This is a genomic window from Aquibium microcysteis (genome assembly GCF_014495845.1).
GTDB classification, from domain to species: Bacteria; Pseudomonadota; Alphaproteobacteria; order Rhizobiales; family Rhizobiaceae; genus Aquibium; species Aquibium microcysteis.
In genome coordinates, this window is the sequence record NZ_CP061080.1 from 4379940 (window position 1) to 4392240 (window position 12301).

The window sequence follows — 12301 nt, forward strand, 5'->3', positions numbered from 1 at the left end:
TTCGTCACACGCGTCGGATTCGATCGATCTCCAGAACGACGCTTAGCGGATCGACCGCGCTTCGATGTTCTACCAAATCGAGATTCCACGTGTCACTCGCTGATTTCACTTCCGACCGGAAATCCCGGCCTTTGTGAAACAGGGCCCTTGTTCCGGCCTCCATCCACGGTTCGGTCAGAGTGAGAAGGTCGCGCAGGGGGGCTACCGCACGGGCCGTCACGACGTCAGGCGCGGGTTGTGCAGAGATGACGGTCTCGGCTCTTTCCGGCGCGATCCTGGCCCGACCGGCGAGGTCAGCGAGCACGTTCCTCAGGAACGCGGCCTTCTTTCCATTCGATTCGATCAGGATGATCGAGCTATCCAATTGATCGTTGAGCAGAATCGCCATGATCGCTCCCGGGAATCCTCCTCCCGACCCGATGTCGGCCCAACGCTTCGCGTCCCGCGCGAGAGAAAGCAGTTGCGCACTGTCGAGAATATGGCGTGTCCACAACTCGCTCAACGTCGACGGCGCCGCCAGATTGATTCGCGCGGCCCATTTGCGGAAGATCGTTTCGAAGGCGAGCAGCTTGTCGAACGTTTCACGTGAAACAGGTCCGGCAACGGCGCACAAGGCCTCATAACGCGACACGCTAGCCGACGCTCCTGTTGCGACCGTTCCTGACCTGCGCCAGGACCAGAGCAAGAGCAGCCGGCGTCATCCCGTCGATCTTCTGCGCCTCCGCAATGCTGACAGGCCTTCTCGCCGCCAGCTTCTGAGACAATTCGCGGGAGAGTCCGGTCATGGATGCGTAATCGATCCCCCGCGGGATCGCAGTCTCCTCCTCGCGCCGGACCCGGGCTATGTCGGTCGCCTGGCGCTCGAGATACACGGCATATTTCGCCTCGATTTCAAGGGCTTCAACGATGGTCGGATCGATCGATCGGAGGTCGGGCCAGATCGCCTGCAGGTCCACGAGAGAGACTTCCGGCCTCGCAAGCAATTCGTAAGCCGTGCGTCTCACACCATCCGCATTGACGATCAAACCATGACGGTTTGCTTCGTTCGGCGTGGCACTGACGCTCCGGCAAAGCGAACGCGCAGCGTCGAGGGCGCCTCGCTTCGCCGTGAACGAGTCGCTCCGGTCGCGCCCCACGATCCCAAGCTGGAGCGCCACAGGGGTCAGCCGCAGATCCGCATTGTCAGCCCGCAGCGAAAGCCGGAACTCCGCGCGCGACGTGAACATCCTGTAGGGCTCCGAGACACCTCGGCTCACCAGGTCGTCGACCAGGACGCCGATATAGGAGTCGGTGCGGCTGAAGACGACGGGGTCGAGCCCGCCCGCTCGGCGAGCTGCATTAAGGCCAGCCACCAAGCCCTGTGCTGCCGCCTCCTCATAACCGGTCGTCCCATTGATCTGGCCCGCCAGAAACAGCCTGGACACACGACGGGTCTCCAGGCTGGGATGGAGACCTCTTGGATCCAGGAAGTCGTATTCGATGGCATAACCCGGCTGAACCATGCGGACGTCCTCGAGACCTGGTATGGTCGCGAGGATATCGCGTTGAACATCTTCCGGCATCGACGTCGAAATGCCGTTCGGATAGACCGTTTCATCATCCAGTCCTTCCGGTTCCAGAAAGATCTGATGCTGATCACGATCGGCGAACTTGACGATCTTGTCTTCTATAGAGGGACAGTATCGTGGGCCGATGCCTTCGATATTTCCGGAATACATGGCGGAGCGACCGAGATTTGCCTGGATTACCGCATGTGTCTGCGGGGTCGTGTGGGTCACGCCGCATTCGATCTGCCTGTTGCGAATGCTCGTCGTCAGGAACGAGAATGGAACGGGATCGTCATCCGCCGCCTGGCTCCCGATCCGGTTCCAGGCAATGGTCCGCCCGTCAAGCCGCGGCGGCGTCCCCGTCTTCAATCGTCCAACGTCGAACCCGCGCGAGCGAAACCAGCCGCTGAGCGCCTGGCTCGCCCGCTCGTTCATTCGTCCGGCCGGAAATCGCCGCTCGCCGATGTGAATCAGACCGCCGAGGAAGGTCCCTGTCGTGATGACCGCCGCGAGGCAGCGAATGGAACGACCGTCCGCCAGCCGAACCGCCCGGACCCCGCCATCCTCCTCGAGGATCGACTCGATCTCGCCCTCGATGACGTCGAGCCCGCTTAGCGCCTGGATCTCGGCCTGCATGGCCGACCGGTACAGCTTACGGTCGGCCTGGGTGCGAGGACCTCTTACCGCCGGACCTTTACGACGGTTGAGCAATCTGAACTGAATACCCGCATCGTCGGCGACGCGGCCCATGAGACCGTCGAGGGCATCGATTTCGCGAACGAGATGGCCTTTTCCGAGTCCGCCGATCGCCGGATTGCAGGACATGACACCGATCGTGTCGGCAGAGAGGGTCACCAGCGCGGTCCGCGCTCCTGCGCGCGCCGACGCAGATGCGGCTTCGCAACCGGCATGGCCGCCTCCGATGACCACCACATCATATGTCGCCATACTCTTCTCCGATGGTCATCTGGTACAACGTTGTTTCACGTGAGTCACGACGACGCGAGATCTCATTTCCCAATGCAGAAGCGCGAAAACACCACGTCGAGCAAATCCTCGACATCGATGGCGCCTATGATCCTCGCGAGTCGGTCGGATGCGCCTCGCAACTGTTCAGCCGCAATCTCGAGAGGACCACCATCCAGATCGAGAAACTGCTGAAGAGCGAAGAGCGCGGCTCTCAGCTCGGCAACATGCCGTTCCCGAAACGGAACAGTGTCCACTCTGGTGCCGACGGCCGACTCAGCCCTGGCGCCGATGAGGTCGATGAGATCATGCAGGCCTTCTCCGGTTAATGCGGATACCGCGATATCGGCCCGTGTTTCACGTGAATCCGATCCTTCATGAACGTCTATCTTCGAATGAACCCGTACGACGGGAACCGCTTCCGGCAGAAAGCCGCGTACATCGAGGAGTCCCGGATCCGGTTCGACCAGCAGAATGAGGTCGGACCTGCTCGCCGCTTCCCGAGCGCGCTCGATGCCCTGCTGTTCGACGAACCCCGCCTCGGCCCGCATACCGGCCGTGTCGGTGAGCGTGACCTTGATCCCGCGAAGATCGAGGTCGACGGAGACGAGGTCGCGGGTCGTTCCGGGCTCCGGCGAGACGATGGCCACGTCCCTCCGGGCAATCGCGTTGAGCAGGCTCGACTTCCCCGCATTCGGAGCCCCGACTATGGCCACTCTGTAGCCGTCCCGGATGATCTCGCCACGATGGTATCCATCGAGATGCACGGCTATTTCACGCGCCATCGCTTCGATGCCGTGCCATACCGGAGCAGCGACCGAACCGGGCACGTCGTCTTCATCGGGAAAATCCAGTTCCGCCTCGATAAGAGCCCGCGCCACCAGGAGCTTTTCTCTCCAGTCTCCATAAAGCGCCGCGTTTCGACCGCCCGCATTGTCGATGGCGAACCGTCGCTGCGCCTCCGTCTCGGCATCGATGAGGTCCGCCAGAGCCTCGGCTGTCGTCAGATCGAGCTTGCCGTTGCGAAACGCCCTCTGTGAAAACTCCCCTGCTTCCGCCTGGCGGATGTGGGCGAAGGTGCAAAGCTCCTGCGTGAGAGCCGTGACAACCGCCCGGCCCCCATGCAGATGAAACTCCACGCTGTCCTCGCCGGTGAAGCTGTGCGGAGCCGGGAAAGCGACGACCATACCGCGGTCGATCAGTTCGGCGGAGCACTTGCGGATCGACCGCAACTCCATCTGTCGCGGCGGTGGCAGAGGCCCGGAAAGGGCCTCGGCTGCGGAAAAGGCTGCCGGACCGGAAAGGCGCATGACGGCGATCCCGGCCGGAAGCCTGCCGCTCGACAGCGCGAATATCGTATCCTGGATCACGGCACACATCCGCTCTTCCGGTCACGCCGCTTGACCCCGCCCGGTAACCGGCGCGCAGCCGGAAGAGGCACTAATCGTCACGCAGGCGAATCGATACGCGTCAGGTATTCATCGAATCGAAGAAATCGGCGTTGCTCTTCGTCTGCTTCAGCTTGTCGATCAGGAACTCGATGGCATCGGTCGTTCCCATCGGCGACAGGATGCGGCGGAGCACGAAGATCTTCTGCAGATCCTGGCGCGGAACCAGGAGGTCTTCCTTGCGGGTGCCGGACTTGAGGATGTCCATCGCGGGGAAGATGCGCTTGTCGGCGACCTTGCGGTCCAGCACGATCTCGGAATTGCCCGTGCCCTTGAACTCTTCGAAGATCACCTCGTCCATGCGGCTGCCCGTATCGATCAGCGCCGTGGCGATGATGGTCAGAGACCCGCCTTCCTCGATGTTGCGGGCAGCACCGAAGAAGCGCTTCGGCCGCTGCAGCGCGTTGGCGTCGACACCGCCGGTGAGCACCTTGCCGGACGACGGCACGACCGTGTTGTAGGCGCGGCCGAGGCGGGTGATGGAGTCGAGGAGGATGACGACGTCGCGCCCGTGCTCGACCAGCCGCTTCGCCTTCTCGATCACGATCTCCGCCACCTGGACGTGGCGAACCGCCGGCTCGTCGAAGGTCGACGAAACGACTTCGCCCTTCACCGAGCGCTGCATGTCGGTCACTTCCTCCGGCCGTTCGTCGATGAGCAGCACGATCAGGAAGCACTCGGGATGATTCGACGTGATCGAATGCGCTATGTTCTGGAGCAGCACCGTCTTGCCGGTTCTGGGCGGCGCGACGATCAGGCCGCGCTGTCCCTTGCCCAGAGGCGCGACGAGATCGATCACGCGCGGGGAGATGTCCTTCGTCGTCGGGTTCTCCACCTCCATCTTCAGCCTCTCGTTCGGATAGAGCGGCGTCAGATTGTCGAAATGGATCTTGTGGCGGATCTTCTCCGGATCATCGAAGTTGATCGTGTTGACCTTCAGGAGCGCGAAATACCGTTCGCCTTCCTTGGGACTGCGGATCGGCCCCTCGACGGTATCGCCGGTCTTCAGCGAGAAGCGGCGGATCTGCGAGGGGGAGATGTAGATGTCGTCCGGACCAGGAAGATAGTTCGCATTCGCCGAGCGCAGGAAGCCGAACCCGTCCTGGAGGACCTCCACCACGCCGTCACCGATGATTTCGATATCCTGCGCGGCAAGCTTCTTCAGAATGGCGAACATCAGCTCCTGCTTGCGCATGACGCTCGCGTTCTCCACCTCGAGCGATTCGGCGAAGGCGATCAGATCTGTGGGCTTCTTGTTCTTGAAGTCCTGGAGTTTCATTTCCTGCATGGAGAACGGCTCTGACGGTGTGAGGCGAGATACAGCGGATGCGGCGAAGGCCGGCGGCGGAGGGAGAAATTCTGCTGCGCTGTAAGGAAGGAAGGTGGTCTTTTAACGCTGCACGGCGCCGAGCGCAAGCAGGCTTGTCGATGCGTTCAGAACGGCTTCACGATCACGAGCACGACGATCAGAACCATCAGGATCGTCGGCCCCTCGTTCATGATGCGCCAGTGTCGTGCCGGCTTGGTGTTCCGGTCTTCGGAGAAGCGTCTTACGGCGCCTGCGAAATAGCCGTGAAATCCCGAGAGGACGACCACCAGCGCGATCTTGGCATGGAGCCACCCGGGCTGGAAGGAAAAGCCCTCCCATGCGAGCCAGAGACCGAAGACCCACGTGATCGTCATGGCGGGGTTGATGATGACCCTCATCAGCCGCTGCTCCATGACCTTGAACGTCTCGGACTGTACCGAACCCGGTTCGGCATCGCAGTGGTAGATGAACAGGCGGGGCAGGTAGAGCATGCCGGCCATCCAGGAGATGACTGCGATCACGTGGATCGCCTTTGCCCAGAGATAGAAATTCTCCGGATCGGCGAGAAAGAGGGCGAGCGTCAGCGCCAGGAAGACGGCGATCGCGACGGCCGCGCGGCGCGCCGCTTTAGCGCCGCTGTCGGATGGTCCTGCAGGGGCCGTCGTCATCGTCCGCGGACCCGCGCAACCATGGCCGCCACGTGCTCCAGGGGGGTCTCGGGAGTGACGCCATGGCCGAGGTTGAAGACGAATGGGCCACCGCCGAGGCTCTGCAGGATCCGGTCGATGCCCTCTTCCAGCGCCGTTCCGCCCGCCACCAGACGCATCGGATCGAGGTTGCCCTGAACCGGACCCTCTCGCTGAAGCCGTGCAGCGGTGGTCAGGGGCACCGACCAGTCGAGCGCAAGCACGTCGACGCCCGTGTTCTCCCGGTAGTCTTCGTAGCGGGATCCGGCTCCCTTGGGAAAGCCGATCACCGGCGCATGCGGATGCCTGGCCTTGATCCGCTCCACCATGCGGCGGACGGGCGCCTCGCAATAGGCAGCGAAGGATGCCTCGTCGAGGACGCCCGACCAGCTGTCGAAGATCTGCACCGCGTCGGCGCCTTCGTCGAGCTGGCGAATCAGGTAATCGGCCGAGACGTCAGCCAAGAGATCGATGAGCTTCGCGAAAGCCTTCGGATACCGGTAGGAGAACAGGCGCGCCGCTGCCTGGTCAGGTGTTCCTCTGCCGGCGATCATATAGGTGGCGACCGTCCATGGGGCGCCGCAGAAGCCGAGAAGCGTCGTTTCTCCCGGCAATTCCGCCCGCAGTCTCCGGACGGTCTCGTAGACGGGTCCGAGCCTCTCGTGGAAACCGGAACTGGCCAGCCCGCCGATCTCCTCCTCGGCGATCGGCGTCATCAGCGGGCCACGTCCTTCCTCGAAGCGAAGATCCCTGCCGAGTGCATGCGGGACGACGAGAATGTCCGAAAAGAGAATGGAGGCATCGAAGCCGTACCGGCGAATGGGCTGGAGCGTCACTTCGACCGCGAAATCCGGCGAATAGCAGAGGTCGAGGAAACTGCCGGCCTCCTGCCTCGTCGCGCGGTACTCCGGCAGGTACCGGCCCGCCTGGCGCATCATCCAGATCGGCGGAGGCGACAGCGTCTCGCCCCTCAGCACCCTCATCATCCGGCGATCATCGGCCATTCGCTCCATTCCTCCCTTCCCTTCCTAAAGAAGAGAATCTTTTTTTAACGAATCTGATTCTACTGTGACTCTGTTCGTATCGGGGATATCGGCTTTTCCCCAATCGAGCCAGTCGCCGAAGCCGTCCCGTCAGAATGACAGATCGTCCGCACGATCCTGTCAACATCGGGGATCATGCGGAAACGCGCAAGAAAATCAATTGCCTCGCAATGATCCAACTCCAGCCGTCGATTGGGACGGGAGGAGGCGGCCCCGATTCGTCCGAGAAGTTCTCCCCTGCCCGCCGGCGCCGTGAACAGGCCTGCGGATTGTGGACGAAACCGCTTCTGGTACAGTCGGCCGCGTGGCGGGCCGCCCGATGGGTCCGCTGTCCCGCGATTCCCACAGGATCTCCGGCAGGCTGTGAACAAACCGCAGAGCTATTTCCATCTCCATCTGATTTCCGACGCGACGGGCGAGACCCTGCTGGCAGCCGGCCGTGCGGCGTCTGCGCAGTACAAGGATGCCCGCGCGATCGAGCACATCTATCCCCTGATCCGGACGGAGCGGCAGATCGCCGCCGTCCTCGATGAGATCGACGCCCAGCCCGGCATCGTGCTCTACACGATCGTCGACCAGAGCCTCGCTCGCATCGTGGATGACCGCTGCGCCGCGATGGGGCTGCCCTGCGTCTCGGTCCTGGAGCCGGTCCTCGCCGTCTTCCAGTCCTATCTCGGCGAGCCTGCGGGGCGAAGGGTCGGCGCGCAGCATGTCCTGGATGCCGATTACTTTCGCCGCATCGACGCGCTGAACTTCACCATGGAACACGATGACGGCCAGCTTCCGGCCGATATCGAGGAAGCGGACATCGTTCTCGTCGGCATCTCGCGAACGTCGAAGACACCGACCAGCATCTATCTCGCCAACAGAGGCATCAAGACCGCCAACGTTCCCATCGTCTTCGGCCTCGACATTCCCGACTGCCTGAAGACGGCGAAGAGACCCCTGATCGTCGGGCTGATCGCGACGGCGGAGCGCATCTCGCACGTTCGCCAGAACCGCATACTCGGCAGCAGCGTCGGATATCAGGCGGAAAGCTATGCCGACCGGTCGATCATCGCGGAGGAACTGGGACATGCCCGAAAGATCTGCACCCGGCACGGCTGGCCGATGATCGACGTCTCCCGGCGTTCCATAGAGGAGACGGCCGCCGCCATCCTTGCCTTGCGATCGCGCAGCAGATAGCCACTCGGTGCGTCAGGAGAAGCACCCGCCATGGCCGTTCCCATCATCCTAGCCTCTGCGAGCCCCTATCGACGGAAGCTGCTCGAAGACGCAGGCCTCGAGTTCACCGTCCTGAAGCCCGATCTCGACGAGCGCGCCATCGAGGCCCCGCTCGCCCGGACGGGGGTCACGGCGGAAGAGGTCGCGCTCGTGCTGGCCGAAGCCAAGGCGACGGCCGTCAGCGAGGCACGGCCCGGCGCGCTGGTGATCGGCTCCGATCAGACATTGTCGCTGGACGACGAGACCTTCCACAAGCCGGCCGACATGGAGGGCGCGCGGCGCCATCTGCTGAAGCTGTCCGGCCGGACCCATCACCTGAACAGCGCCGTCGTGCTTGCGAGGAACGGCGAGGCGATCTGGCGCCACGTATCGGTGGCGCGCATGACGATGCGCCACCTCGATCCGGGATTCATCGGCCGGCACCTCGCGGCGGTCGGGGAGGTGGCGCTGACCAGCGTCGGCGCCTACCAGATCGAGGGGCGCGGCATCCAGCTGTTCGAGACGATCGAGGGCGACCATTTCACCATCGTCGGCCTGCCGTTGCTGCCGCTTCTGTCCGCGCTCCGGGAGCTTGGCGCGATCGATGGTTGAGGCACCCGTCAAGGCCTTCGTCTGCGGCCATCCCATCGCGCATTCCCGGTCACCCCTGATCCATGGCCACTGGCTCGCCAGGCTCGGCATCGACGGTCGCTACGAGGCGGTCGACGTGCCGCCCGAGGACTTCGTCGCCTTCCTGCGCGGCATCGGACCGGCCGGATACCGCGGCGGTAACGTCACCATCCCGCACAAGGAAACGGCCTTCGCGGTCGTCGACGCCTATGACGACGCCTCCGATCTCATCGGCGCCATCAACACCGTCTGGCTCGAGGACGGGCGCCTCGAGGCCACCAACACGGACTGGTCAGGCTTCTCCGCCAATCTCGACGCGCGGGCTCCGGGCTGGGCGTCCGGGCGACGCGCGGTCGTGCTGGGAGCGGGCGGCAGTGCAAGGGCGATCCTGTATGCGCTGCTCCAGAAAGGCTATCGCGAGATCCGCGTCGTCAACCGGACGATCGATCGGGCCCGTGACCTTGCCGACCGCTTCGGCGAGCGGGTGACCGGGCATGACTGGAACGCCGGTTCCGAACTGCTTTCCGATACCGATCTCCTCGTCAACACCACGCCGATCGGCATGGCCGGCCGGCACGAAGGCAAGCTTTTCGACCTGAAGCCGCTCCCTTCCTCGGCCATCGTCACCGACATCGTCTATGTCCCGCTGGAGACCCCGCTTCTTTCGAGCGCCAGGGCTCGGGGGCTGACGACGGTCGATGGTCTCGGCATGCTGCTGCACCAGGCCGTTCCGGGCTTCGCCCGCTGGTTCGGGTCGACGCCCGAGGTGACGGCCGAGCTCCGCGACCTGGTGATCGCCGACATGGAGCGCCATCGATGATCGTCCTCGGCCTCACCGGCTCGATCGGCATGGGAAAATCGACCACGGCTGCGATGTTCGCTGCCGAGGGCGTGCCGGTCAACGACGCCGACGCGGTCGTGCACGAACTCTACCGGGGCAAGGCGGTCCCGCTCGTCGCTGCGGCGTTCCCCCAGACGGTCGTCGACGGCATCGTCGATCGCAATCGGCTGTCGACGGCCGTGCTCGGCGACTCCGCCGCGTTGAAGCGGCTGGAGGCGATCGTCCATCCGCTCGTCCGCGAAGCCGAAATGGACTTCCTGGCGAAGCACCGCGCGGCCGGTACCCCCCTCGTCGTCCTCGACATACCCCTCCTGTTCGAGGTGGGCGCCGAGGGGCGCGTTGATCGCGTCGCGGTGGTCAGCGCGCCCGCGGACGTCCAGCGATCGCGCGTGCTGGCGCGTCCCGGCATGACCGCGGGCAAGTTCGAGGCGATCCTGGCGAAACAGGTTCCGGACTCCGAAAAGCGTGCCCGGGCGGATTTCGTGATCGACACCGGACAGGGGATGGAGCCGGCCCGGCGGGAGGTCGTCCGAATTATCGGTGAATTGTCGGGCGGGGGTTCGGCCTAGACCGGTTCAACCGCTGGCCCGCGGCCTGTACGATGGACATGAGCGAATCGGGGAAGTGGCCATGCGCGAGATCATATTCGACACCGAGACGACCGGCCTCGATTCGCGCGAGGATCGGATCATCGAGATCGGCGGCGTGGAACTCGTCAACCGCTTCCCCTCCGGCCGCTTCATCCATTTCTACATCCATCCGGGAGATCGCCAGATTCATCCCGAGGCGCAGGCGGTGCACGGCATCAGTATGGCCGACCTGCAGGGCAAGCCCCGGTTTGCCGAGATCGCCGGCGAGTTTCTCGCCTTCATAGAAGGCGCGAAACTGATCGCTCACAATGCCGGCTTCGACATGGGCTTCGTCAACCAGGAACTCGCGCGGCTGGGGATCGAGCCGATCGGGGCGGACCGCGTCGTCGACACGCTGGCGATCGCCCGGCGCAAGCATCCGATGGGTCCCAATTCGCTCGACGCGCTGTGCCGGCGCTACGGTGTGGACAATTCGCGGCGCACCAAGCACGGCGCGCTGCTCGATTCGGAACTTCTCGCGGAAGTCTATATCGAGCTGGTCGGCGGCAAGCAGGCTGCCCTGGGGCTGGAGATCGTCGAGACCGTCGTCGAGACGACCGCCGACGTCGACGTCGCGATCGTCCTGTCCGAACGGCCGAGGCCGCTGGCTCCACGGCTCGGCGATGCGGAACGCGCAGCGCACGCGCGGATGATCGAATCGCTGGGCGAATCGGCCCTATGGAAACGCATTCTTCCGCAGGCGGCGGGAGCGGCGCCGGCAGAATGAAGAACGGGCGCCGCTCGCCGCGCCGCCCGCCTCGAAATCAGCCGTCGCCGCGCCGGCTCAGCTCATCTGCACCTTGGCCTTGGCCTGATCCTCGGCGAGCTTGCGCTGGAACATCTGGGCGAAGTCGATCGGATCGAGCATCAGAGGCGGGAAGCCGCCGTTGCGGGTCGCTTCGGCGACGATCTGGCGCGCGAAGGGGAACAGCAGGCGAGGGCACTCGATGAAGAGCACGGGCAGGACGTGCTCCTTCGGGAAGCCGGCGATGCGGAAGACGCCGCCATAGACGAGCTCGACGTTGAAGAGAACTTCCTTGTCGACGTTGGCCTTCGCCGTCAGCGTCAGATTCACGTCGAAGTCGTTCTCAGACAGCGGGTTCGCGTTGACATTGACGTTGATGTTGATGCTCGGGGCCTTGTCGCGTCCGCGCAGCGAGTTCGGTGCGCCGGGGCTTTCGAAGGACAGGTCCTTGACGTACTGGGCCATGATGTTGAGCGTCGGCTGCGCGCCGTTGCCATTGCTCACTGCGCCACCGGCGTTGCTGTCCTGCGATTCGGCCATGTCACTCGATCCTTGTGAAGTCGCCGCGCGCGGGCGGCCGGGTCGGGCGGTTGGCTAACATGGGTGGCAGGGCGTTACAAGCAGACAGCACGGGCGCGACGACCGGAAACCGGCCCGAAGCGGCGCGCGTCCTCAGCGGTCGCCGTCGATCCGGCGCCAGGGAGAGCTGCCGTCGGCGTCGCGCGTCCCGGGGCCTGTGCGGCTGAATTCCTCCGCGTCGAGATCGATCGTTCGCGGATCGCGCCGATGGCGCATGTCCGCGCCGCCCGCCCGAAATCCCGTCATGTCGACCTTCACCAGCACGCGCCTGGCGATGCTTCGCCACATCCACTCGCGGAAGGCCGGGATGAAGAGAAGAAAACCGATGGCATCGGTGACGAAGCCCGGAAGGAGCAGGAGAAAGCCCGCGAGCAGGATCATGGCTCCGTGCACCAGCTCCCGCCCCGGAACCCGGCCCGCATCCGTCTCGGCCTGGATGCGCCGCAGCAGGCCGAACCCCTGAACGCGCAGGAGCACCGAGCCGACCACGGCGGTGAAGAGAACCATTCCCAGTGTCGCCAGCACCCCGATCCGGCTGCCGACGAGCACGAAGGCGGCGATCTCGAGCAGCGGGACGACCAGGAAGATCAGGAATAGGGAAGGAAATCGCACGTTGCTGCCATCCGCGGTGGAGGGACGGCCATTGCCGCCCCGTGATCGGGCCTCCATATACAT

13 protein-coding genes are annotated in these 12301 nt (G+C 64.1%); 5 read left to right on the forward strand and 8 right to left on the reverse strand.

All coding sequences use genetic code 11. The features are described from left to right. Positions 1-4: 4 nt before the first annotated feature. From rsmG to hemE, 6 genes are all read right to left on the reverse strand, one after another. Entirely contained in the window at positions 5-631 is a 627-nt protein-coding gene (gene rsmG / locus IAI54_RS20495; RefSeq protein WP_235679120.1) for a 16S rRNA (guanine(527)-N(7))-methyltransferase RsmG, read from the reverse strand. Position 632: 1 nt separating this feature from the next. Continuing rightward, positions 633-2495 (reverse strand): tRNA uridine-5-carboxymethylaminomethyl(34) synthesis enzyme MnmG, encoded by a 1863-nt coding sequence (gene mnmG / locus IAI54_RS20500; protein ID WP_187968950.1) that lies wholly within the window; start codon positions 2493-2495, stop codon positions 633-635. Positions 2496-2557: 62 nt separating this feature from the next. Continuing rightward, positions 2558-3892 carry a tRNA uridine-5-carboxymethylaminomethyl(34) synthesis GTPase MnmE gene (gene mnmE, locus IAI54_RS20505; RefSeq protein ID WP_187968951.1) on the reverse strand — a complete coding sequence of 445 codons (1335 nt, stop codon included), beginning with the start codon at positions 3890-3892 and terminating at the stop codon, positions 2558-2560. A 91-nt stretch (positions 3893-3983) separates the two neighbouring features. Beyond that, positions 3984-5249, reverse strand: a complete 1266-nt coding sequence (rho, locus tag IAI54_RS20510) for a transcription termination factor Rho (protein ID WP_187968952.1) — start codon at positions 5247-5249, stop codon at positions 3984-3986. 146 nt (positions 5250-5395) lie between these two features. Next, a complete protein-coding gene (gene hemJ, locus IAI54_RS20515) occupies positions 5396-5938 on the reverse strand; it encodes a protoporphyrinogen oxidase HemJ (RefSeq protein WP_187968953.1) in 543 nt (180 codons plus the stop codon). Then, positions 5935-6960 (reverse strand): uroporphyrinogen decarboxylase, encoded by a 1026-nt coding sequence (gene hemE / locus IAI54_RS20520; protein ID WP_187968954.1) that lies wholly within the window; start codon positions 6958-6960, stop codon positions 5935-5937. The genes hemJ and hemE overlap by 4 nt, the downstream gene beginning before the upstream one ends. A 402-nt stretch (positions 6961-7362) precedes the next feature. On the opposite strand from hemE, the gene IAI54_RS20525 reads away from it, so the two are divergent. The 5 genes from IAI54_RS20525 to dnaQ all read left to right on the forward strand — a co-directional run bounded on the left by IAI54_RS20525 (position 7363) and on the right by dnaQ (position 11029). Further along, positions 7363-8184, forward strand: a complete 822-nt coding sequence (locus tag IAI54_RS20525; RefSeq protein ID WP_187968955.1) for a pyruvate, water dikinase regulatory protein — start codon at positions 7363-7365, stop codon at positions 8182-8184. Between the two features lie 30 nt (positions 8185-8214). After that, entirely contained in the window at positions 8215-8814 is a 600-nt protein-coding gene (locus tag IAI54_RS20530; protein ID WP_187968956.1) for a Maf-like protein, read from the forward strand. Next, positions 8807-9652, forward strand: a complete 846-nt coding sequence (locus tag IAI54_RS20535) for a shikimate dehydrogenase (RefSeq protein WP_187968957.1) — start codon at positions 8807-8809, stop codon at positions 9650-9652. Before IAI54_RS20530 ends, IAI54_RS20535 begins: the two co-directional genes overlap by 8 nt. Then, a complete protein-coding gene (gene coaE, locus IAI54_RS20540; protein ID WP_187968958.1) occupies positions 9649-10242 on the forward strand; it encodes a dephospho-CoA kinase in 594 nt (197 codons plus the stop codon). Before IAI54_RS20535 ends, coaE begins: the two co-directional genes overlap by 4 nt. A gap of 61 nt (positions 10243-10303) precedes the next feature. After that, positions 10304-11029, forward strand: a complete 726-nt coding sequence (gene dnaQ, locus IAI54_RS20545) for a DNA polymerase III subunit epsilon (protein WP_187968959.1) — start codon at positions 10304-10306, stop codon at positions 11027-11029. A 57-nt stretch (positions 11030-11086) separates the two neighbouring features. Here dnaQ and secB read toward each other — a convergent pair whose 3' ends face one another. Together secB and IAI54_RS20555 are read right to left on the reverse strand one after the other, a co-directional pair. After that, complete coding sequence (gene secB, locus IAI54_RS20550) at positions 11087-11587, reverse strand: protein-export chaperone SecB (protein WP_187968960.1); 501 nt, start codon at positions 11585-11587, stop codon at positions 11087-11089. Positions 11588-11719: 132 nt separating this feature from the next. Then, positions 11720-12238: an FxsA family protein gene (locus IAI54_RS20555; RefSeq protein ID WP_235679121.1), complete on the reverse strand. Its 519-nt coding sequence runs from the start codon at positions 12236-12238 to the stop codon at positions 11720-11722. Between the last annotated feature and the right edge of the window lie 63 nt (positions 12239-12301).